At 67.1% G+C, this 22,003-nt stretch carries 21 protein-coding genes and 2 tRNA genes; 7 read left to right on the forward strand and 16 right to left on the reverse strand.

What is annotated here, in order from left to right:
- Positions 1-114: 114 nt before the first annotated feature.
- The 4 genes from C5B91_RS00005 to C5B91_RS00020 form a co-directional block, all read right to left on the reverse strand.
- Positions 115-187: transfer RNA gene (locus C5B91_RS00005), tRNA-Pro, on the reverse strand.
- A gap of 49 nt (positions 188-236) precedes the next feature.
- A complete protein-coding gene (locus tag C5B91_RS00010; RefSeq protein WP_115818926.1) occupies positions 237-2,093 on the reverse strand; it encodes an SLC13 family permease in 1,857 nt (618 codons plus the stop codon).
- 75 nt (positions 2,094-2,168) lie between these two features.
- On the reverse strand, positions 2,169-4,223 hold the full coding sequence (locus tag C5B91_RS00015) for a DEAD/DEAH box helicase (protein ID WP_008091380.1): 2,055 nt from the start codon (positions 4,221-4,223) through the stop codon (positions 2,169-2,171).
- Between the two features lie 118 nt (positions 4,224-4,341).
- The gene (locus tag C5B91_RS00020; protein ID WP_008091382.1) at positions 4,342-4,731 is read right to left on the reverse strand and encodes a cupin domain-containing protein; all 390 of its coding nucleotides are present in this window, start codon (positions 4,729-4,731) and stop codon (positions 4,342-4,344) included.
- 86 nt (positions 4,732-4,817) lie between these two features.
- On the opposite strand from C5B91_RS00020, the gene C5B91_RS00025 reads away from it, so the two are divergent.
- Positions 4,818-5,990: a M50 family metallopeptidase gene (locus C5B91_RS00025; RefSeq protein WP_008091384.1), complete on the forward strand. Its 1,173-nt coding sequence runs from the start codon at positions 4,818-4,820 to the stop codon at positions 5,988-5,990.
- Positions 5,991-6,005: 15 nt separating this feature from the next.
- Here the strand turns inward: C5B91_RS00025 and C5B91_RS00030 are convergent, their stop codons facing one another.
- Together C5B91_RS00030 and C5B91_RS00035 are read right to left on the reverse strand one after the other, a co-directional pair.
- Positions 6,006-6,788, reverse strand: a complete 783-nt coding sequence (locus C5B91_RS00030; RefSeq protein WP_008091385.1) for a molybdopterin-binding protein — start codon at positions 6,786-6,788, stop codon at positions 6,006-6,008.
- A 553-nt stretch (positions 6,789-7,341) separates the two neighbouring features.
- Positions 7,342-7,414: transfer RNA gene (locus C5B91_RS00035), tRNA-His, on the reverse strand.
- A gap of 150 nt (positions 7,415-7,564) precedes the next feature.
- Between C5B91_RS00035 and C5B91_RS00040 the strand changes: the two genes are divergently transcribed.
- Positions 7,565-8,026, forward strand: a complete 462-nt coding sequence (locus tag C5B91_RS00040) for a DUF5814 domain-containing protein (protein WP_008091389.1) — start codon at positions 7,565-7,567, stop codon at positions 8,024-8,026.
- Between the two features lie 57 nt (positions 8,027-8,083).
- On the opposite strand, the gene C5B91_RS00045 is transcribed toward C5B91_RS00040, so the two are convergent.
- The 3 genes from C5B91_RS00045 to C5B91_RS00055 all read right to left on the reverse strand — a co-directional run bounded on the left by C5B91_RS00045 (position 8,084) and on the right by C5B91_RS00055 (position 10,213).
- On the reverse strand, positions 8,084-8,497 hold the full coding sequence (locus tag C5B91_RS00045; RefSeq protein ID WP_004044633.1) for a ribbon-helix-helix protein, CopG family: 414 nt from the start codon (positions 8,495-8,497) through the stop codon (positions 8,084-8,086).
- Between the two features lie 189 nt (positions 8,498-8,686).
- A complete protein-coding gene (locus tag C5B91_RS00050) occupies positions 8,687-9,277 on the reverse strand; it encodes an RPA family protein (protein WP_004973682.1) in 591 nt (196 codons plus the stop codon).
- Positions 9,278-10,213 (reverse strand): replication factor A, encoded by a 936-nt coding sequence (locus C5B91_RS00055; RefSeq protein ID WP_004973680.1) that lies wholly within the window; start codon positions 10,211-10,213, stop codon positions 9,278-9,280.
- Positions 10,214-10,384: 171 nt separating this feature from the next.
- Here C5B91_RS00055 and C5B91_RS00060 point away from each other — a divergent pair, with 171 nt between their 5' ends.
- Together C5B91_RS00060 and C5B91_RS00065 are read left to right on the forward strand one after the other, a co-directional pair.
- Positions 10,385-10,666, forward strand: coding sequence for a hypothetical protein (locus C5B91_RS00060; RefSeq protein ID WP_008091399.1), 282 nt, complete (start codon positions 10,385-10,387; stop codon positions 10,664-10,666).
- A gap of 54 nt (positions 10,667-10,720) precedes the next feature.
- Positions 10,721-11,725, forward strand: a complete 1,005-nt coding sequence (locus C5B91_RS00065; protein WP_115818927.1) for a mannose-1-phosphate guanylyltransferase — start codon at positions 10,721-10,723, stop codon at positions 11,723-11,725.
- Between the two features lie 18 nt (positions 11,726-11,743).
- Here C5B91_RS00065 and C5B91_RS00070 read toward each other — a convergent pair whose 3' ends face one another.
- From C5B91_RS00070 to C5B91_RS00080, 3 genes are all read right to left on the reverse strand, one after another.
- On the reverse strand, positions 11,744-12,529 hold the full coding sequence (locus tag C5B91_RS00070) for an SDR family oxidoreductase (protein ID WP_008091403.1): 786 nt from the start codon (positions 12,527-12,529) through the stop codon (positions 11,744-11,746).
- Between the two features lie 104 nt (positions 12,530-12,633).
- Complete coding sequence (locus C5B91_RS00075; RefSeq protein WP_008091405.1) at positions 12,634-13,128, reverse strand: Tfx family DNA-binding protein; 495 nt, start codon at positions 13,126-13,128, stop codon at positions 12,634-12,636.
- Positions 13,129-13,204: 76 nt separating this feature from the next.
- Positions 13,205-13,693 carry a TRAM domain-containing protein gene (locus C5B91_RS00080; RefSeq protein WP_049913342.1) on the reverse strand — a complete coding sequence of 163 codons (489 nt, stop codon included), beginning with the start codon at positions 13,691-13,693 and terminating at the stop codon, positions 13,205-13,207.
- Positions 13,694-13,783: 90 nt separating this feature from the next.
- On the opposite strand from C5B91_RS00080, the gene C5B91_RS00085 reads away from it, so the two are divergent.
- Positions 13,784-14,473 carry a hypothetical protein gene (locus C5B91_RS00085; RefSeq protein WP_115818928.1) on the forward strand — a complete coding sequence of 230 codons (690 nt, stop codon included), beginning with the start codon at positions 13,784-13,786 and terminating at the stop codon, positions 14,471-14,473.
- A 336-nt stretch (positions 14,474-14,809) separates the two neighbouring features.
- On the opposite strand, the gene C5B91_RS00090 is transcribed toward C5B91_RS00085, so the two are convergent.
- On the reverse strand, positions 14,810-15,805 hold the full coding sequence (locus C5B91_RS00090) for a radical SAM protein (protein WP_049904989.1): 996 nt from the start codon (positions 15,803-15,805) through the stop codon (positions 14,810-14,812).
- Positions 15,806-15,912: 107 nt separating this feature from the next.
- Here C5B91_RS00090 and C5B91_RS00095 point away from each other — a divergent pair, with 107 nt between their 5' ends.
- Both C5B91_RS00095 and C5B91_RS00100 read left to right on the forward strand, forming a co-directional pair.
- A complete protein-coding gene (locus C5B91_RS00095; RefSeq protein ID WP_115818929.1) occupies positions 15,913-17,802 on the forward strand; it encodes a PAS domain S-box protein in 1,890 nt (629 codons plus the stop codon).
- A 129-nt stretch (positions 17,803-17,931) separates the two neighbouring features.
- Positions 17,932-19,065, forward strand: a complete 1,134-nt coding sequence (locus tag C5B91_RS00100; RefSeq protein WP_004973664.1) for a DUF373 family protein — start codon at positions 17,932-17,934, stop codon at positions 19,063-19,065.
- Positions 19,066-19,143: 78 nt separating this feature from the next.
- Here C5B91_RS00100 and C5B91_RS00105 read toward each other — a convergent pair whose 3' ends face one another.
- The 3 genes from C5B91_RS00105 to C5B91_RS00115 form a co-directional block, all read right to left on the reverse strand.
- Positions 19,144-19,986, reverse strand: a complete 843-nt coding sequence (locus C5B91_RS00105; protein ID WP_004973663.1) for a polyprenyl synthetase family protein — start codon at positions 19,984-19,986, stop codon at positions 19,144-19,146.
- A 202-nt stretch (positions 19,987-20,188) separates the two neighbouring features.
- The gene (locus tag C5B91_RS00110) at positions 20,189-21,142 is read right to left on the reverse strand and encodes an electron transfer flavoprotein subunit alpha/FixB family protein (protein WP_049967997.1); all 954 of its coding nucleotides are present in this window, start codon (positions 21,140-21,142) and stop codon (positions 20,189-20,191) included.
- Entirely contained in the window at positions 21,139-21,936 is a 798-nt protein-coding gene (locus tag C5B91_RS00115) for an electron transfer flavoprotein subunit beta/FixA family protein (protein ID WP_004973659.1), read from the reverse strand. Before C5B91_RS00115 ends, C5B91_RS00110 begins: the two co-directional genes overlap by 4 nt.
- Positions 21,937-22,003 lie beyond the last annotated feature (67 nt).

Below are 22,003 nucleotides of genomic sequence, written 5' to 3' on the forward strand. Positions count from 1 at the left end.
GTCCGCTTCGGCGCGTTCGCCCGCACGCTTCGATGGTGCGAGGCTCACGCGCAGACCCCCCTCTGTTCGGGTGGAAAACCGCGGCAAAACAGGCCGCTTTGTTTATATACCCAATGGGACCGCCCGGATTTGAACCGGGGTCACGGGCACCCAAGGCCCGAAGTATACCAGGCTAACCCACGGTCCCGCACATACGACTCTCCCCGTCGCGGAGTAAAGGGTTTCGTTCCGCCCCGTCAGGTCAGGGGGAAGAAGTACGCGACGCCGAGCGTCGTCACGACCCCGAGGAGCAACTGTAGCGGGCCGCCGACGCGGATGTAGTCCGTGAACTTGTAGCCGCCGGGGCCGTAGACGAACAGGTTCGTCTGGTAGCCGACGGGGGTCATGAAGGCCGTCGACGCCGCGAACATGACCGCGAGGACGAACGAGAACGGGTCGGCTCCGAGGGTCGTCGCGGCCTCGATGGCGACGGGAATCATGAGCACGACGCTCGCGTTGTTCGAGATGACGTTCGTCAGGAGCGCCGTCACGAAGTAGAACACGCCGAGGACCGCGATAAGGGGGAGGTAGTCGCCGGTCATCACGACCAGTTCGGCGAGGAGTTCGGCGGCCCCGGAGTTCTCCATCGCGATGCCGAGCGGGATGACGCCCGCGAGGAGGAAGATAACGTCCCACTGAACGGCGTCGTACAACTCGGTCGGCCGGAGACACTTCGTGGCGACCATGGCGAGCGCGCCGAGGAGCGCGGCGACGACGATGGGGAGAAAGTCGAGCGCGGCGAGCGCGACGACGCCGGCGACGATGCCGACGGCGACCGGAATCTTCGATTCGCGGTAGTCGTGGCGCTCGATTTCCTGGGCGACGATGAAGTTGCGGTTGTTGTCGAGACGTTCGATGCTCTCGACGGTCGCCTGCACGAGCAGCGTGTCGCCGACGCGGAGCGGGAGGTTGTCCATCCGCCGGCGGATGAGTTCGCCGCCGCGACGGAGCGCGAGCACGGTCGCGTCGTACCGCTGTCTGAAACTCGCCGAGGCGAGCGACTCGCCGACCAGCGCCGACCCCGGTGCGACGACGACCTCGACGAGGTTCTGGCCGCGGTCGGCGAGTTCGAGTTCGTCTTCGGTGACGGTCGCCGGCACGAGGTCGAGTCCCTCCACGTCGAGCAGTTCGACGAGCGTGTTGCGGTCGGTCCGGAGGGTGAACACGTCGCCCGGCTGAATCTCCTTCGGGCCGAGCGGTTCGAGGAAGACGCTCTCGCCGCGGATGAGTTGGAGGAGGTCCACGTCGAACTCGGTCTCGACGAGCGCCCGCTGGACCTGCTGGCCGACGAGCGGGGAGTCCTCGCGGACGACGACCTCGGTCAGGTACTCCGCCATCTCGAACTCCTCTGTCAGGTCGCGCCGGGGCTCGATTCGCGCCGGCGTGAGCCGCCGGCCGATTGTCATGAGGTAGACGACGCCGACGACCATGACCACCGCACCGAGCGCGGTGAACTCGAACATCGTGAAGGGCGCTTCGCCCGTGATGCGCGAGTAGACGTCGCTGGCGAGGATGTTGGTCGAGGTCCCGATGAGCGTCAGCATGCCGCCGAACATCGAGGCGTACGACAGCGGTAAGAGGAGCTTCGAGGGCGAGGTCCGCCCGCGTTCTGCGAGGTCGGTCACCATCGGCAACAGGATGGCGACCGCGGCGGTGTTGTTGATGAACCCGGAGATGGGGCCGACGAGGCCGACCGTCGCGCCGAGTTGTCGCAGTTCGCTATCGCCGGTGAACGTCGATATCTTCGCGCCCAGTAGCTGAATGATACCGGTCCGCTGGACGCCCTCGCTGAGGATGAACATCGCGAGGACGGTCAGCGTCGCCGTGTTGGCGAACCCCGAGAGGGCGTCGCCGGGGTAGGATTCGAAGAGAACGATGGACGCGCCGAGCATCCCCGCCGAGGCGAGCGCCTCCGAGGCGGGTTGAATCAGCATCAACGACACCATCACGCCGATTGCCGTCACGTCGACCGGCACGGGTTCGGTCGCGAAAAACGCCAGCGCGACGAGGATGACGGCGAAGACGACGAGGATGTCCGGCGTTATCGCTACCACGCGGTCACCGACGCGTCGGCGGCCAAAAAGCGTGCGGGATTCGGAATATCCGCCCCTGCTGAAGGCGTCCGGACGCTACCGGCCTTCCTCGTCGAGTTCGAGGTCGGCGACGATTTCGTACGGCGACGACCCCTTCCGGATACCGTCGAGGATGGCGAAGGCCTCTCTCGGCGAGAGGAACTGCCGCGTCACGGCGAGCCCGAGTGGCGTCGGGTCGAGGCCGTCGATGAAGCCCCACTCCAAGAGCTTCCCCACCGCGTGGGTCGTCGGCACCTCGCCGAGCATCCGGCTGTTGAGCGCCTTCGCCTTCTTGCCGGCGACGACGATGTTCGCCAGCGTCTCTTCGACCGCCGAGGACTGGTCGTACACCGTCCGGACCTCCTCCATCTCGCCTTTGAGGAGCTTGAACGCGACCTCGTCTTCGGTCATCTCCATCGTGTTGTGATAGCTCGCGTCGGGTTCGACGAGCAGGTAGACGACGCCCTTGTCGTGGTAGTCGGGGCGGCCGGCGCGGCCGAGCATCTGGCTGAACTCCTGGACGGAGAGCCACTCGATGCCCATCGCCAGCGTGTCGAAGATGACCTGCGACGCCGGGAAGTCGACCCCGGCGGCGAGCGCGGCGGTCGTCACGACGGCCGCGAGGTCCTGATTGGCGAACTGTCGCTCCACCCGCTTTCGCTGGCCGTAGTCCAAGCCGGCGTGGTACGCCGCGGCGTTGTAGTCCATCTTCCGGGCGATTTCGTGGCACCGCCGCCGCGAGTTGGTGAAGATGATGGTCTGGCCGCGGTAGCCCTTCGAGGACTTCGAGTCGAACGCCTGCCGCACGAGGCGGTTTTCGATTCGCGGCTTTTCCTGCCCGTCGGCGAAGGTGACGTGGCGCTCGATGGGGACGGGGCGGTCCTCGTACTCGACGAGGTTGGCCCGGAGGGTCTGTGCGAGCCACTTCGGGTTGCCGACGGTCGCAGAGAGGTAAATCCACTGCGCGCCGCCGTAGCTCTCGCGGCGCTTCGCGCGGGCCTCGCAGTAGTGTTTCAGGCGGGCTATCATCCCGTCGAGGCGGTGGCCGCGCTCTTCTTCTTTCAGGGTGTGGACCTCGTCGATGACGACCGTGCCGATGTCGCCGAGGTCCTTGCCCGTCCGGAGCGCGTGGTCGATGCCCTCGTAGGTGCCGACGATGACGTCGGCGTTCGGGTCGAATCGGTTGCCGTCGTCGTTGATTCGGCTCGCGCCGACGCGGATGGTCACCTTGCCGAGGTGGCCGTAGCGCTCCTTGAAGTCCTCGTGCTTCTGGTTCGCGAGCGCGACCAGCGGGACGAGAAACAGCATTTTCCCGTCGTCGTTCAGCATCCGGTTGATGCCGGCGAGCTCGCCGACGAGCGTCTTCCCGGTCGCCGTCGCGCTCACGACGAGCTGGTCGTCGCCGTCGAGCAGCCCGTTGTCGATGGCGAGGCTCTGGACGGGAAGCAGGGTGTCGAAGCGCTCGGTCAGCATCGACTTCAGGTTCGGGTGGAGGTCGAGCGTCTCCGTCTCGACCAGCTCCACGTCCTCGGTCGTCGCGCTGATGGTGTCGAACTTCGTCAGGTCGGGGTCCAACTCACCCTGCAGTAAGTTCGTGATGCGGGTCAGGTCGCCCGTCTCGTAGAGCAGTTCCTCCAGGCGCTCTTGGGCGGCCTGCGTGAGCCCGCCCGCGAAGGAGAGTTCGCCCTCCAGTTCTTGGACGGCGCAGTCGCGACAGATGTGCTCGTGTTCGGCCTTGATGGCCGTGTCGTCGGTGATGGGCGAGTACCGGCCGTTGACGGCGCAGCGGCGGCAGGTCCGCACCGTCAGCGCCTCCAACTGGTAGCCGTCGAGCATCTCTTTCAGCTCGTCGCGGCCGTCTTTCGGCGTCTGCTGAGAGATGCGGATGCGGGCGGCCGACCGGGCGAGTTCGACGAACTGACTCGGGTCGCGCGGCGAGTCGTCTCCCTTCCGAGTCACCAGAAAGCGCAGGGGTCGAGGCCCCGCGTTCGTCTCTTTGAGTTCGAGCTTGCCGCGGAGCACCCGCTTTCCGTCCCGGCGGGCGACGACGAGGTAGTCGTCTCCCGTCTGGTGGAGAAAGAGCGTGTCGACGCGGGTGACCTGTTTAGACACGGTGCCTGCTACGGCGACGTGGTATTTCAGCGATTCGCCTGCGAACGCTCAGGCTCGATAGCGACCCGCATGCGGCTTCGTACTCTGGCCGCCGCGGCCGCCGCGTCCTCGTCCACGCTCAGACGTCGGCGTCGTCGGCGAGTTCGATGGCGTCGTCGCCGTTGGGGACCGCACAGAGGAACGACCCCTCTCCGTCGGACTCGTTTCGGTACCAGTGGACGACGCCGGCGGGAATCAAAAGCGAGTCGCCGGCTTCGACCTCGTACTCCTCGTCGCCGATGCCGACGACGTACCGACCCGAGAGGACGTACTGCTCGTGTTCGACCTCGTTGGTGTGTTTCGGCACCGTCGCGCCGGGGTCCAGGACGAACCGCCGGATTGCAAAGTTCGGCGCGCCGTCGGCCTCGGAGACGAGGACGCCCTTCGACATCCCGTCGGCCGCGCCGACCCGCTCGTACTCAATGTCCGCGCCCCGCTTGACCACCGGCTCCGGTCGGGAATCACTCATATCTCCCCGTCGATTGCCCGCCTGCGTAAGCATTTCCCCGTCTCTTCGCCCTGACTGCTTAAGGCCCCTCCGGGGTTACTACGGGTATGCGAGGAATCCGCATCGGTAGCGCCTTCGGCATCCCGATAAAGCTGGACCTCACGTTCCTCATCGTTCTCCCGCTTTTCGCGTGGCTCATCGGCTCGGACGTGACGAATCTCGCGCTCGTCGTCAACGACCTCTTCGGCTCGAACATCGACGGCGTGGCCATCTCCGCGGGGTCGATGCAGTGGATACTCGGAAGCGCGGCCGCCATCGGGCTGTTCGCCGGCGTCCTGCTGCACGAGTTCGGCCACTCGCTCGTCGCCATGCGCTACGGCTACGAAATCGAGTCCATCACGCTCTGGCTCTTCGGCGGCGTCGCCCGGTTCAAGGAGATTCCCGAGGACTGGAAACAGGAGTTCACCATCGCCGTCGCCGGCCCGCTCGTCTCGGTCGCCATCGGCGTCGTCTCCTACGCCGGCTTCCTCTTGCTCCCCGAGTCGCAGGCCCCCGCGCAGTTCGTCCTCGGCTACCTCGCGCTGGTGAACGTCTCGCTCGCCGTGTTCAACATGCTCCCCGGCTTCCCGATGGACGGCGGCCGCGTCCTCCGGGCGCTCCTCGCGCGGAACCGCCCGCACGCGAAAGCGACGCAGATGGCCGCCGAGGTCGGCAAGGTGTTCGCGTTCCTCCTCGGCCTGTTCGGCCTCTTTTTCAACCTGTTTCTCGTCGCGCTCGCCTTCTTCATCTACATGGGCGCGTCCGGTGAGGCCCAACAGACCGTCCTCAAGGCGACGTTCCAGGACGTGGTCGTCCGCGACATCATGACCAGTCGCGAAAACCTCGACGTGGTCGACGAGAGGACCTCAGTCGCGGAACTCCTCGAACGCATGTTCGTCGAGCGCCACACGGGCTACCCGGTCCTCAGAAACGGCAACCTCGTCGGCATGGTCACCCTCGACGACGCCCGCGGCGTCAAGGAGGTCGAACGCGACGCCTTCCGCGTCGACGACATCATGAGCGACGAACTAACGACCATCACCCCCGACGCCGACGCGATGGACGCCATCGCGCTCATGCAGGAACGCGGCGTGGGTCGCCTCCCGGTCGTCGACGAGACGGGTGACCTCGTCGGCCTCGTCTCCCGGTCGGACCTCGTCACCGCCTTCAACATCATCCGCAGTCGCGGCTCGCTCGACGCCATGCCCCGGTCAGACGCTGGACTCGCCCAACTCCGCTGATTCGCCGACCGGCTCTCAGTTCTCGGGAGCGTCGCTCCCCGCTCTCTCCTCGCGCGCCGCCGTCACTGCCGCCTCGCTATCGTAGAGGTCGACCGTCGCGTTCGCCCGGAACCACGCCACGGCCTCGTCAAGCACCGCCGGGTCGCCGCCGGTGAGTTTGATTCGGGTCGGCCCGCCGCTGTTGGGGTAACTACCGACGCCCACGCCGAAGCGCTCGGCGACGACGCCGAGTTCGCGGGCGACGGCCCCCTCCGGCGCGTCGGCGTAGCACTCCCGCGACTCCACGTCGCCCGCGAACCGCTCGGCGATGCCCTCGAACATCGGCTTCATCTCGTCGGGGATGCCCGGCAGGACGTAGACGTTCCCCGCCCGACAGCCGGGTGCGAGGCCCTCCTCGTTCGGGAGCACCTCGGCGTCGGCGGGCATCGACGCGTACCACTCCGGTTCGAGGTCGAAGTCGATGTCCGGCCGGCGTTCGAGAATCGCCGCGATGGTCGATTCGACCTGCGTTTCGGCCTCGTCGTTGACGACGAACGCCCGGTCGAGGCCGGCCGCGACGGCTTCCATCGTGATGTCGTCCGGCGTCCCGCCGAGGCCGCCGGTGACGAGGACTGCGTCGAAGGCGGCCGCCCAGTCGGCGACCGTCTCGGCGATGACCTCGTGGTCGTCGGGGACCGTCTGAATCCGCGCCACCGTCGCCCCGCCCTCGGTGAGTCGCCGGGCCAACCACGTCGCGTTCGTGTTCTCGATGTCCCCCGCGAGCAGTTCGTTGCCGACGGTGAGGATGGCGGCCTGCATGGCCGGGTCGTAGGACCCCCGATAGAAAGACGTGCTCGTTTCCGGCGTTCCCTTCGGGTTGTCGGCGACGGCCGCGCTATCGACGGTTCGTGGCGGCTCGCGCTCGGTAGTTCGAGCGCGGAAAAGCGAGGTGGACCGGCGACGACCTGCGGAACCGGCCGGTCAGCCCGTCGGTACCGTTGGGCCGACGGGCGCTTCGTTGTCCTCCGGGTCGCCGCGGTTGAGTATCGCGTCGCGGATGCGGTCGAACACCGAGTTGTCCGCGCGGAGTTGGGTTCTCATCCCAAGTGGTATGTTTGTTCATGACACACTTGGGTCTGGTGGGAGTCCCAATCGGGGGTGTTGTCAGTCTTGGTGCGAGAATTGAACGCCGTGAGGCTCCACCTCACGTATTCACGCTCGTTTCACTCGCGTGAACCTCGGTCGCTTCGTTCGCTCTCGCTCACTTCGCTCTCTGGTTCAATTCTCTCGGTTCGACTTCGCACATTCTCGTGAGTTCTCGCGGTGCTCGCTGACGCGAGCACACGCTCGAAAGAGTGAGAATGTGAAGAAGGTCCAGGTGCGAGAATTGAACCCGCGTCTCAGCCTCCACAAGGCTGAAGGATAGTCCACTACCCCAACCCGGACACGCTGCAATCCTTCCTAATCCGCTACGACTAAAATACGTTACGCTACGGTCCCGGAATGACAGTACGTAACAGAGCTCACCCACGTCGACGACGCCGCGCCGGCGAGCGGGACGCTTTTGCCGCGGAGGCCCGAAGTCGCGGGTAGCAGTGGCTATCACGGACAAGATCTATCTCAAAAATCACCGCCAGATCGTCTCGCAACTGGATACGAACATCCCCAAGCGCGTCTTCAGCGGTGCGACCCTCGAAATCCTCTACTCCGGCGAGGGGCTCGCCAAGGTGGACGACGCCACCCGCGACCGCCTGCTCGACTTCGCGCAGGACTTCCTCGACTGCGAAAATTCGGACGACATCTACACCGGCTACCCCGAACGCCAGTTCATCGAGTACCTGCTCGAACTCCGCGCGCAGGGGCTCGGCCCCGACGCCATCGTGGACGTGATGAGCGACGACTACATGGTGTACGCCTACCCCGGCGACGTGCTCTCGTTCCTCGACGACGCGGTCCGGACGCTCGAATCGGTCGAGGCGCTCGCGGACGTGGAAGGAGACAGAGAGATGCAGGACGACGCACGACGGGCGAAGCAGGACCTCGTCGGTCCTCGCTGAATCGGACCCGCTACCGCGAATCGACAACAGCGCAGAGAGCGCCGGCGGTCGGCCGGCTTAGCCGAGGCGGAACGACGGCTCGTCGCCCGTGTCGAGGTCCTCCAGTTGGATGACCTCTTCGACGTCGTCGTGGTCGTTTTCGACCTGCTCGCGCAGGTAGTTCACGTAGCCCTTGTGCTCTTCGAGCTGCTCGCGGAGGTGTTCGGCCTCCAGTTCGAGGCGCTCGTGCTCGCGGATGAAGCTCTTGGGAACCTCGACGGTCGGGGGGAACGACTCGTCTTCGCCCTCGCGCAACTTCTCCAGTTCGTGCTTGGGGACGACCTGCACCTGACCGTCGTGGGCAACTAACGTGTCCACGTAGTCGCGGAAGACGGCGGACAGGGAGATGTCCCGCTCTTCGGCTATCTCCCGAAGGGTCTCGAACGCGTCTTCGTTGACGCGAAACGAGATGGTCTTGTTCTTGTTGCCCATGATATTCGTCGGTCCGTGGTGAGGCCACTTAATGGTTCGTCAGACGAGGGGTCTCGGGCGTCGCGATTCGTCGCAAAACGGGGCGTGTGACGGTGGAAATCGGCCGTCAGTCGGGGTTGGATACGTTCGGTGGGTTCGGCGACCGGTGCGCGTCCCGCTGACGCGCCGGGTCGCGGCCGGGGCGTTCGCTTACGCGCTCAGCTCGTCGGCCTGTTCGAGGCTTTCGAGCGCGGCGATGGCGGCGCGCTTGTACTCCTCGGGGTCGAGGTCGTAGTGCTCGCGGGCCATCCGCGCGTACTCGTTGCCCTCGTCGTCGAACGCCGCGATGCGGTCGAGCGTCTTGTCCGCGGTCTCGGTCACCCAGCGGTCGCGCGTGGCCGCGTCGACCTCGGTGATGGACTCGGGGCGGACGGAGACGTTGATGCTGCCGTCGTCGGTCTCGTACGTCCGCGGCTTGCCGACGACCGCGACGTAGGCGGGCGCGTCGAGGTCGCGCAGCGCGCTGGCGGCCTCGGGCTGGTACTGGCCGGCGTAGACGAAGAACGTCCCCGTCGGGTCGACGATGCGACCCCGCCAGTACTCGTTGTCCTCGCCGACGTCTTCCTTCTCGGTCAGCGTGCCGACGAGGAAGACGCGGTTCGCGCTCTCTCCCGTCGGAAGCAGCAGGTAGACGGGCGCGCGCTCGTCGTCGGACTCCTTGAACGTGTAACCGGCGTCGTTGAACTCCTGTGCGAAGACGCGCCGGGCGACCTCTCGGGTGGGGATTTCGTTGGAACTCATTTACATCGACCTCGCTTTGATGAGCAGTTCTTCTGCGTCCGCTGGCTCGCTCAGCCGCTCGACTTCGTTGGCGAGCACGTACCGACCCAGCGTCGGGCCGGTGACGCGGTAGTAGAACCCCACGAGGTCACCGCGCATCTCCTCTTCGACGATGGTGGTGTCGAGGGCGTCCATGGCCATCTGCTTCGCCTCGTCCAGTTCGATACCGGTCAACTCCTCGGTCATCTCACGATTGAAGATGACTTCGTGGACCTCGTCGCCGTCGTCGACGACGGCCTTGATGCGGAGGTCGAACTCGCCTTCGACGCTGCCGTGTTCGGAACAGCGCCCGTTCTGGAGGACGCGCGTGCAGCCCTCCTCGGGACAGCGCTTGATGAGGCCGCTCCCGGACTGGATGTCCACGAGCGCGCCCTCGACGCTGGTCGAGTCGTCGCCGACTTCGATCTCCTCGTCGAGTTCGGTGATGCTCGTCGTCCGGTTGAGCTTCACGGAGAAGTTGCCCTGGTACTCGTCGGTGACGACGTTGCCGAGCGCGTACGATTTCCCTTCTTCGAGTTCGGGGAGTTCGGACGTGGTGAACGAGACGAACTTCATCCGCCCGGAGTCGTCGCCGAGCAGGCCGACCTGCGCGATGGACTCGCTCCGGGGTTCCCAGAGTTCGACGACCTTCGCGCGCACGTCGACCCACTGCTCGTCTTCGTCGATGTCGTTGAGCAGGGTCTGTTCGTTTCCGCCGGAGCCGCCGGCGAGCTCGTCGCGCTCGATACCGGCCTCGTCGAGGTAACTGTTGACGACGCTCCGCCGCGCTTCGTCGACGGGGACGCGGTACTCGGTGACGAGGCTCTCTAATCGTTCTTCGACTTCGTCCGCGGACACGTCTAGGTGGTCCGAGAACTGGTCGGCTATCTCAGCCGCATGGGTTCGCAAATCAGTCATGGTCTACCTCGCCTCCACCTTGGTTTCCATTGGGAGGCATACTGACCTTGGATGCGTACTCATATAAAAAGTTGCAAACGGCGCAGTGAAAGTGAACGTCGCGGCCGAGAGCGCGCCAGAACCGCCGCACCGAGCGAGGAATTGATAGCCTCGGGGCACGCACTCGACAGCATGGACGACCGCCTCGAAAGCATCATCCGCAGCGCCGCCCGCACCGCCGGCAAGCGCTACGAAGAGGCCAAACGCGCCTATCGAGACGGTCGGGACCCGTCTCCGACGCACTCCCTCCCGCGGGACGCCGAGGGTCGCGCGAAAATCGTCTGCCGCCGCCACGCCGAGCGCCGCGCCGTCGCCGTCGACGCGAAGGGCCGTCCCGCCTGCTTCGACCCCGACCACCCCGACTGTCAGGGCTGTGTCGAGGACATTCGCGAGGGGATGGTCGAGACGTGGTAGGCGACGTGGTTGGAGACGTGGTACGGTTTTGAGGCTGTAGCGCCACCCTCCGACATGGACCGACCACTCGTCGCGCTCGTCCTCGCCGGCGGCACCGGCACCCGCCTGTACCCCGCGAGCCGGAGCGACCGGCCCAAACAGTTCCTCCCGCTCGGCGGCGACCGCTCCCTCCTCACCGAGACCGTCGCCCGCGCCGACTTCGCCGACCACGTCGTCGTCTCGACACGGCCCGCGTTCGCGGACGACATCCCCGACCACGCGCCCGACGCCGAGGTCGTGGTCGAGCCCGCGGCCAAGGACACCGGCCCGGCGCTCGTCTACGCGACCCACCGAATCGCCGAGTTGTACGACGACCCGGTCGTCGTCGTCCTGCCGAGCGACCACCACGTCGGCGACGGCTTCGCCGAGGCGATGACCCGCGGCGCGCGCGTCGCCGCCGACACCGGTGCGCTCGTCGCCTTCGGCGTCGACCCGACCCGTCCGGACACCGGCTACGGCTACATCGAACCCGGCGCGGACCGCGGCGACTACCGCGACCTCGCCGCGTTCCACGAGAAACCGGACGCCGAGACGGCCGCCCGCTACGTCGACGAGGGCTACCTCTGGAACGCCGGGATGTTCGCGTGGACGCCCGACGCGCTGTTTGCCGCCGTCCGCGACTCGCCGCTCGCGCCCCTCCTCGACGCCCTCGACGACGGCGACACCGACGCCGGCTTCGAGGCGGTCGAGGGCGTCAGCATCGACTACGCGGTGATGGAACGCGCCGCGGACGCGGCGGTCGTGCCGGTCCACTTCGAGTGGGACGACCTCGGCTCGTGGGACGCCCTCGAACGAATCGTCGACGCCGACGAAGACGGCAACGTCGCGCTCGGTGACGACCCGGTGTTCGTCGATGCCGCGGACAACGTCGTCGCCACCGACGGCGCGAACGTCTCGCTCGTCGGCGTCTCCGACCTCGCGGTCGTCGCGTGGGGCGACCGCGTGCTCGTCGTGCCGAAAGAAGACGCGCAGAAAGTGCGCGACGCGGTCTCTATCCTCCGCGACCGCGACGCGTTCTGAGACGGGTCGAGCGCCGCGTCAGGCGCTCCGCAGTCGTCCGCCGTCGACCGGGACACAGGCCCCGGTGACGAAGCTCGCGCGGTCGCTGGCGAGGAACGCGACCACGTCGCCGAGTTCGCGCGGGTCGCCGACGCGACCCAGCGGAATCCCGTCGGACCACGAGTCGAGACCCTCCTCGTAGGTCTCGTGGTCGCCGCGCTCGACGGCCGCCTCGACCAGTTCCTCGATGCGACTCGTCTCGTGTGCGCCCGGCAGCACCGCGTTCACCCGCACGCCCGGCGCGAGTTCGCGCGACAGCGACTTCACGAGGCCGATGACGCCGCGGCGGACCGCGTTCGAGAGGATGAGGTCGTCGATGACCTCCCTGACCGACGTGGAGGTGATGCAGGTAATCGTCCCCGCGTCGCTCGCTTCGAGGTGCGGCCGGGCCGCCCGGACGGTCCAGACGGCGCTCATGACGAGCATGTCGAACGCGCCGTACCACTCCTGTTCGGTCAGGTCGGCGAACCCGCCCGGGGGCACGCCCCCGGCCGAGGTGACGACGTGGTCGACGCCGCCGAACTCCTCGACGGCCGCCTCGACCAGCGACTCGACCTCCCGTTTGCTCGTGATGTCGGTCTCGACGCCGAGCACGTCGCCGTCGAGGTCACTCAGTTCCGATTCGGTCGCCGCGAGGCGCTCGGGGTCGCGCCCGCAGACGACGACGTTCGCTCCTTCGTCGGCCAGCGCCGCGGCGCTCGCGCGCCCGAGGCCGGCCGAACTCGCCGTGACGACGACCGTGTCGCCGTCGAGTCCGAGTTCCATGCGCGGGCTGACGACCGCCGCGAGCAAAAGCGTGGGCCTCGCGGCACGTCGTGGGGTGAACCGAGGTCGCCGGCTGTGAGAGCGATTCCAGCGCGGGCGCGCGGTCAGATTCCGTCAGCGTGCCGACGGACCCGGACGCGCCCGTCGCTCGTGACCCCGACGAACAGCTGTTCTTTGATTTCCCGCCCCTCGACCGCGTCGCCGGCCGCGTCGGAGACGATTTTCATCAGGTCCGGCGCGGTCTGGTTCACCTTCACGCCCGCCTCGTCGCAGGCGTCGTACACCTGCTTGGGCACGTCGTAGAGGTCGCTTCCGGCGGGGACCTCCACGCGGACCGGCGCGGTGAGCGCGTCGACGAACGTCACCGTCTCGCGGGCCTTCTCGACGTTGGCGCGGGCGCTGGCTTCGATACTGGAGACGTTCGCCCGCGAGGTGCCGAGGGAGTCGGCGATAGTCGACTGGCGGACGTCCCGCTCGCGCAGCGCGAGCACCTCCGCTTGCCTCCGGGTGAGGACGCTCGTCTCCGGGTCGAACCCGGCTCTATCGAGGAGTTCGTCTACGTCGGGGACCGTCTCGTCGTCGCGTCCGGCGTCGCTCATACCACGGGGTAGGTCTCGGGGGTGAAAAAAGATACAGCAGGCTGACTGTCCACGGGACGCCGCCGACGAGTCGGCGTTATTCGCCCCAGAAGTTGTCTCGGCTCCCGAGCGCCTCGGGGCGCTTCGGGCCGTCGCGACCGCTCGATTTGGACTTGGATTCGGTGTCGGCTCCGGTCGCCTCGCCCGTCTCGCCCGTCTCGCCCGCCTCGCTGTCTTCGGCTTCGGGGTCCAGCGGCAGGCGCTCAACGATTTTCTTCGCGCGGGCGTGGCTCCCCTTCACCCGGTCGATGCGGACGATGGCGCGCGCATCCGGCAGCAGTCCGTCGACGAAGACGATGAAACCGTCTTCGGTCCGACCGACTCCCGCACCGCTCTCGTGGATGTCCTCGACGGTGACGATAACCTCCTCGCCCGGCTTGACGGGCTGCTGTTTGAGCTCGTAGATGGGGCGCTCGTAGTGGTCGCACCACTCCGCGCCGCCCCGGTCGCCGTAGTACTGGCACCCCATGCCCGCGATTCGTTCTGAGAAGCTCGGGCAGTCGTCCGCGAGTGGACAGTCGGACATGCGGGGAGGTACACTAGGGGCACTCTAAACGCTTGCGGGTAGCCCGCCGCCCGCCGAAACGCTTTCCGTCGCTCGCCCGAACCCCGCGGTATGGCAGAACGCGTCCCCGAGTTCGCACTCCTCATCGGCGTCTTCCTCGGCCTGTCTGCGACCGTCTCCGCGGCGGTCCTCTCGGGGACGCTGTTTCGCCCGCTCCTCTTCGGTGCCGTCGTCTGCTACCCCTTCGCCGCCTTCGGCGTCCTCCGGTCTGACGACCCCTCCGAGGCGCTCCCTCCGCGAGTCGTCCTCGGCCTCGGCGCGGCCATCGGGCTGTTGACCGCGACGACGGCCGTCCTCGAACGGGCGACGGTCGAACCGCTCGATGGCGTGTTCGCCGCGGTGGTGGTCTCACTTCCGCCCGTCGCCTACGCGGTCCGGTTCGGCGCGGACGTGAACCCCCTTTCCCCGGTCCAGTCGCTCGTCTGTTGTGCGGTCGTCGGCGCGGCGTTCCTCGCGGTCGCGCCCCGCCTCGGGACGGTGAGCGCGCTTCTCGGGTTCGTCCTCGGGCTTTCGGGAGCGCTCTACGCCGACGCCCGCGGGTTCCGGCCGACGCACCGTCAACAGCGCGTCGGTATCGCCTCAGGCGCGCTCGTCGGCGTATCGGTCGCGGGTGCCGGCGTCGCGATGCGTCTCCCGCTCGGACCGACGACGGCCGCGGCCGCGGCGCTCGCGCTCACGCCGAGTCTGTTCGTCGCGCTCACGAGAACCCGGACGCGGCGGCACCACCGCTTTCGGTCGTGATGGCACCATGACAGTTCGGAGGAAACAGAGGGAAACTCAGGCCAGTGGCGTCCGCTCGACGACCGTCCCAGTCCCACCTTTTTCCGGAGTTCGCTCACGCTCACTCCGCAAAAATCTGGACCAAAAACGGTGACACTCAGGCCAGCGGCGTCCGCTCGACGACCGTCCCAGTCCCACCTTTTTCCGGAGTTCGCTCACGCTCACTCCGCAAAAATCTGGACCAAAAACGGTGACACTCAGGCCAGCGGCGTCCGCTCGACGACCGTCCCAGTCCCACCTTTTTCCGGAGTTCGCTCACGCTCACTCCGCAAAAGTCTGGACCAAAAACGCCCGAATTCAGGCCAGTGGCGTCCGCTCGACGACCGTCCCGTCGTAGGTCGGGTACTGCTCGACGATTTCGCCGTCGTCCACGTCGCCGTCTTCTATCATCTCTTCGAGGAGCCACCACGCGACCTCGACGTGGTTCGACTTGATGCTGTAGAACTCGTCGGGGACGCCGAGTTCGATGAAGCGCTCGGCGGGCGTGTAGGTCTTGCCGTAGACGAGCGTGCCGTCGTCCGTCACCTCGTCGAACGGCCGGCGGAGGTTGCGGGCCATGCGCTTCAGGCGGTTTCGGTGCTGGGCGGCGTCCTTGAACACGGAGGTACAGAAGTAGACGCGCTCGTGGTCGCCCATCTCGTCGAGGATGGCCTCCTTCGAGCCGTCGACCGCCGACATGTGGCCGTCCTGCAGTTCGTAGCCCTTCTCCTGCATCCGGCGGTAGTTACCGTCGGACATCTCGAACTCGTTGATGTTGCAGAACTCCGCGGCCCCCTCGTCGAGGAAGTCGAGGAACTCCCGTTCCGCGCGGATGCCCGGAATCTCGAACGCCGGGGTGAGGCCCTCCTCGCGGGCGATGTAGAGGATGTCCTCCCACTCGGTGCCGTGCATGTCGCCCCAGAGTTCGAGCGGCGGGTGGAAGCGAATCTCGTCGAGGCCGGCCTCGGCGAGGCGCCGCATGTTCTCGCGGCCGCCCGTGATACCCGTATAGAGGTGGATGTGGTGGTCCTCGCCGAACTCGTCTTTGAGAAGCGAGATGTAGCGGCAGGTCTTGTCGAGCGCCTCCTGGGGTTCGCCGCCGGTGATGGACGAGCCGAGCGCGTCCATGCGTTTCGCCTCCTCGATGACGTCCGCGTCGGACTCGACTTTCCGCTCGTTGGCATACACGTCGGTGACGTTCTTGCGATTCTCGCCGAGCGGGCAGTAGAAACAATCGCGCTGGTCGCAGTACCCGTAGACGAACAGCACCATCTTACCGCCCATGGCGCACTGTTCGCATCCCTTCGAGATCATTCGATTACGGAACCGTACTTGGCGCATCGTCAAAAGGCGTCCGACTTTGCCCTGGGACCTTCCCCCTCGCCGGTAGGGTTATTGTTGTATATGACTGACAATACAGCATGTCTCTCGGTTCCGTCGTCCGTGCTGAGGGTCAGGTCCGGGTCCTCATCGTCGACGACGACCCCGAGACCGCGGCAGACACGGTTTCGGTACTCGACGGATGCGACAGTCTCGACGTCGCGGCGGTCGACGACCCGATCGCGGCGCTCGACGCGCACGCCGAGTCGCCGTTCGACTGTATCGTCACCGAGTTCGAGTTCGACGGCACCGCCGGTCTCGACACGCTCCTTCGCGTCCGCGAGTCGCCGAACCCGCCGCCGGTGATTCTGTTCACCCGACTCGACTCCGAGGACGTGGTCCACGAGGCGTTCGCCGCCGGCGTCGCCGACGTGGTGGACAAGCGATCGACCGACGTGAAGCTCGCGGTACTCGCCCACCGTATCTCGAACGCGGTCGTCGCGGCTCGCCAGTCGGCCGAACTCGACGAGCTGTACGCGTGGCTCCGGGTCATCGCCGAGCAGTCGCTCGTCGGCCTGTACGTGATACGCGACGGCCGAATCGAGTTCGTCAACGAGTACCTCTCGAACCTGCTCGGCTACGACACCGACGAGGTGGTCGGTCGTCCCATCACCGACTTCATCGTCGAGGAGGACCGCGCCATCGTCGACGAGAGCCTGAGAAACAGAGACCACGGCAGCGTCGAATCGATGTCGTACACCGTCCGCGTCAGCGACCGCACCGGCGAGTTGACCACGCTGGAAATCACCGGCCAGCGGGCGGCTGTCGACGGTGAGCCGGTCGTCGTCGGCACCGCCATGGACGTCACGGCCCGGCTGGAGTCCGAACGGCTCCTCAGGCGCTCCGAGCGCCTCACCAGACAGATCATCTCGTCGCTCCCGGACATGGTGTTCATCTCGGAGCCGACCGAGCTCGACGTCGTCTACATCAACGACCAGTTCGAGAGCGTCTGGGGGCGAGACGTGTCGCTCCTCTACGAGAACCCGCATTCGTTCCTCGAACTCGTCCACGTCGACGACCGCGACCAACTGCGGCGAGCCATCGACGAGATGTTCGTCGACATCCGAGACGGTGCCGTCGACGAGCAGTACGAGTTCGAGTTCCGGTTCATCCCCGAGGGGAGCGAAACCATCCGTTGGGCGAACGCCCGCGCGGTCCCGCTCCTCGACGAGAACGGCGACGTGACAAACATCCTCGGCGTGATGTCCGACCTGACGGAGCGCATCAGCCACGAGCGCGAACTCGCCCAGCAGAACGCCCGGCTCGACGCCTTCGCCCGCGTCCTCTCGCACGACATCCGCGGACCGTTGTCGGTCGCGCAGGGCCGGCTCGAACTCGCTCGCGAACTCGACGACGGCAGCCACCTCGACTACGTCGAGCGCGCCCACCAGCGCATCACCGACGTGGTCGAAGACGTGCTCTCTCTCGCCCGCGACGGGCGTTCCGTCCTCGACGCGGAGGAAGTCTCGCTGGCGGACGCCGCGGCAACCGCGTGGGAGATGTGCTCGCCGAACGCCGGCCACGTGCGCTGTGAGGTCGGCGAACTTCCGGTGGTCGAAGCCGACGAGAGCCGGGCGACGCGGCTCTTCGAGAACCTGTTTCGGAACGCGCTCCAGCACGGCCAAAGCGACCGTGACGACGCGTCCACCGCGAGCGACGACTCGGAGCTCGTGATTCGCGTCGGTGCCCTCCCGTCGCACCGCGGCTTCTTCGTCGAGGACAACGGGCCCGGCATCCCGGCGTCGATTCGCGACCACGTCTTCGACTCTGGGTTTTCCACCAAAGACGGCGACGGAAACGGCCTCGGACTCGGTATCGTCCGGCAGATTGTCGACTCCCACGGCTGGATAATTCGGGTCGCCAACGGCGGGTCCGGGGCGCGCTTCGAGGTGCTTTTCGACCCCGTCGGCGAGGCCGGCGCGACCGACTGACCGGGGCGAACCGAAGGGGACGACGACCGCGCCCCGGCGACCGCCCGTCCGCTCCGCGAGACCGACCGACCGCGCCACCGCGGCCGCGCCCCCGAAAGCAGATATATCCCCGTGGCATAGGAGTCAACGATGCTCTTGGTCCTCTGTGTCGACCTCGACGACGACCTCGGCCGCAAGACGGGTCTCTCGACGCCCGTCGTCGGCCGACAGCGCGTCGAGGACGCCGCGGTGGCGCTGGCCACCGCGGACCCGGAGGACTCCGACGTGAACGTCCTCTTTCAGGGCATTCAGGTCCACGACGAACTCCTCGAATCGGAAGACGAGGAGGTCGAGGTCGCGGCGGTCACCGGGTTGGAAGGAAGCGACGTGAAAGCGAACCGCGCCATCGGCGACGAGATTGACACCGTCCTCGCGAGCCTCTCGACCGGCGAGCCCGTCCACGCCATCGTCATCACCGACGGCGCACAGGACGAGTCGGTCCTGCCGGTCATCCGCTCTCGCGTCCCCATCGACGGGGTCCGTCGGGTCGTCGTCAGACAGGCCCAGAACCTCGAATCGATGTACTACACGATGAAGCAGGTGCTCGCCGACCCCGAGACTCGTGGGACCATCCTCGTCCCGCTCGGCATCCTGCTTCTCATCTACCCCTTCGTCACCATCGCCAGCTTCTTCGACGTGCCCGGCGCGGTCGTTCTCGGCCTCATCTCGGCGCTCCTCGGCCTGTACACGCTGTTCCGCGGGCTCGGCCTCGAATCCGCCGTCGACGAGGCGGCCAACCGGGCGCGAAACGTCCTCTACGCCGGTCGCGTCACCATCATCACCTACGTCGCCGCCGCGGCGCTCCTCGTCGTCGGCGGCGTCCGCGGGGTCGAACTCCTCGAAACCGTCTCCGACAGCGTCGGCGGCGACCCCGCCCCGGGACTCATCCTCGCGACGCTCGTCCACGGCGCGGTCGAGTGGTTCGCCGCCGCCGGTATCACGAGCAGCCTCGGGCAGGTGACAGACGAGTACCTCCACGACCGGTTCAAGTGGCGCTACCTCAACGCGCCGTTCTACGTGTTCGCCATCGCCATCGTGCTCTACGCGCTCTCCGGCTTCTTCCTCCCCGAGGGCGTCGTCGGTGTCCAGAAGTTCTACCTCCCCGGCCTCGCCGTCGCGCTCACGGTCGGCACGCTCCTCGGTGTGCTGAGCACGCTCACGTTCGCGGTGGCGGAGTCGCGCTATCCGACCGGCTCGGACGGCGACGGCGAGCAACCGGCGTAATCAGTCGCGGGCGGCCTCGCCGCTCGGCGTTTTCTGTCGGTTTTTAGCGTCGTCGGTGCCGAACTCGAAGTCGCCTCGTCAGCTCTCGCGGACGATGACGAACTCCGCGAGGTCGCGGAGATACTCCAGCGGCTCAGAGTCCTCGACGCCCGAGGAGTCGAGGGCCGAAAGCGCTTCGTCGGCCTGCTGTCGGGCCCGGCGGTTCGCTTCCTCGGGGGTCAGGTCCGTCACCTGTACGAGCGACGGCCGACCCATCTCGGCGTCCTGTCCCGTCGGCTTGCCGAGTTCCTCGGCGTCGGCCGTGGCGTCCAGCACGTCGTCGCGAATCTGGAAGGCGACGCCGACGCGGGCCGCGTAGTCGCCGAACGCCTCGACGACGTGGGCGTCGCCGCCGGCGGCGACAGCGCCGAGTTCGGCGGCGGCGCGGAACAGCGCCCCCGTCTTGCGGTGGGCGAGTTGCATGTACTCGGCTTCGTTGGACGGGACCGCGACGAGTTCGGTCGCCTCGCCCTCGCCGAGTTCGACCATCGATTCGGCGACGATGCGGGTGGCGCGGTCGGACGACGAGAGGAGGGCGAACGCCTCGCCGAGCAGGCCGTCGGAGGCGATGATTGCCGGGCCGTAGCCGTACTCGGCCCACGCGCTGGGCGTGCCGCGACGGATGTCGGACCGGTCGATGATGTCGTCGACGACGAGCGAGGCGTTGTGGACGAGTTCGACGCCGACCGCGAAGTCGACGGCGTCCTCGGGGGTGCCACCGACGGCCTCGCAGGCGAGGATGGTCACGGCGGGGCGGACGCGCTTGCCCCCCGCGAGAGCGACGTGGTCGAGTTGGTCGGCGAGTTCCGACGGCTCGACCGCCGAGACGACCTCCTCGAGGCGGTCGTTTACCATCGTGACCCGGCGCTCCAGGTATTCCATTGTCGGTTCGTAGGGTTGGGTAGGGAAGTACGTACCGGATTTGGAGAAACCGCGCGACTGGGGTGCGGCGGTAGTCGGAGAACACCTGATTGGGAGACGCCTGCCCGAACTGTTCGATGAGTTCCGGAACCACGTGCGACAGCCTTTTCCGGACGCTCACCGGTTCGCGTCCGCAAAAATCTGGACCAAAAACGGATGACGTTTACTCGAACTGTTCGATGAGTTCCGGAACTACCTCGAAGAGGTCGCCGACGATGCCGTAGTCGGCGATGTCGAAGATGGGCGCGTCGGGGTCGGTGTTGATGGCGACGATGTTCTCGGCACCCTTCATCCCGGCGACGTGCTGGACGGCGCCGGAGATGCCGATTGCGATGTAGAACTTCGGCGTGACGACCTTCCCGGACTGGCCGACCTGTCGGTCCTTCGGGAGCCAGCCGTTGTCGACGATGGGCCGCGACGACGAGAGCGTCGCGCCGAGCGCGTCGGCGAGTTCCTGCACGAGTTCGATGTTCTCTTCTTCTTCGATGCCGCGGCCGACGGAGACGAGCACGTCGGCGTCGGTGATGTCCACGTCGCCGCTGCCGACTTCCTCGAAGCCGGTCACGCGCGAGCGCACGCGAGACTCGTCAAGGTCGAACGAGAAGGCCTCGACGGTGGGTTCGCCCGGCTCCTCGGCGGCGTCCCACTCGCCGGGGCGGACGGTGACCGCGGCGCGGTCGGCGTCGACCTCGACGGTCGATTCGACCTTCGAGGCGTACATCTCGCGGGTGACGACGAGGCCGCCGTCGTTCTGTAGGCCGATGGCGTCGGTCACGAGCGGGAGGTCGAGGCGTTCTGCGACCGCGGGGGCGTAGTCGAGACCGTTGACCGTGTTGCCCATGAGGACGTACGTGGGGTCGAGCTCCTCGGAGAGGGCCTCGACGGCCTGCACGTACACGTCGTGGTTGAATTCGTCGCCCTCGGCGACGGTGTGAATCGCGTCCACGCCGGCGAGCGAGAGCGCCTCGGCGAAGGCGTCCACGTCGCCGCCGATGACCGCGAGGTGGAGGTCGCCGCCGGTGTCGCCGACGAGGTCGGCGCCGGCCGTCACGAGTTCGAACGACACGTCGCGGAGGCTTCCGCGGCGGTGCTCGACGACGGCGAGCACGTCGCTCATTGCGCGCCCACCCCCTTCTCGCGGAGGACGGTCGCAAGGTCGGCGGCCTGCTCTCCGGCGTCACCCTCGAAGTAGGTCGCGTCGGACTCGGTCTCCGGCTCGTACACGTCGGTCAGGACGAGGTCGGACTCGACCGCCGCGGCGTCGAGGCCGAGGTCGGAGAGCGCGAGCGGCTTGATCTCCTTCGACTGGGCCTGCCGAATCCCGCGCAGGCTCGCGTAGCGGGGCTCGTTGATACCGGTCTGGATGGTGAGGACCGCGGGCAGGTCGACCTCGGTGAGCTCCTCCACGCCGCCTTCGAGTTCGCGGCGGACGTTCGCCACGCCGCCGTCGGCGTCGAGGTCGAGCGCGTTCACGACCGCGGCCCACTCGAAGTCGATCGCCGAGGCGAGCGAGACGCCGGTCGCGCCGAAGCTGTCGTCGTTCGCCTGCACGCCCGTCAGGACGAGGTCGGGGTCTTCCTCCTCGACGACCGCCGAGAGCAGGCGCGTCTTCGCGCCCACGTCGAGCAGGTCCACGCCGTCGAGCGCGTCGTCCCACACGCGGACCGCGCGGTCGACACCCTTGGCGAGCGCCATGCGGATGGTCTCTTCGGACCGCTCGGGGCCGATGGTGACGGCGACGACCTCCACGTCGTCGTCGCTCTCCTCGGCGATTTGGACGGCTTCCTCGACCGCGTACTCGTCCCACTCGTTGAGGTCGTAGTCGAGGTACTGGTCCGCCACGCGGAGCCCGTCGAGCTCGAAGTCCTCTTCGACCTCGGCGACCTCCTTGACGGTTACGAGAACTTTCATCAACGTTCACTACCGACCGGGGAGAATAAACGTTTTCGCACCGCGGTCGTCGGCGACGCCGTCCCCC

Source organism: Haloferax sp. Atlit-10N, from assembly GCF_003586325.1.
Classification (GTDB): Archaea; Halobacteriota; Halobacteria; order Halobacteriales; family Haloferacaceae; genus Haloferax; species Haloferax prahovense.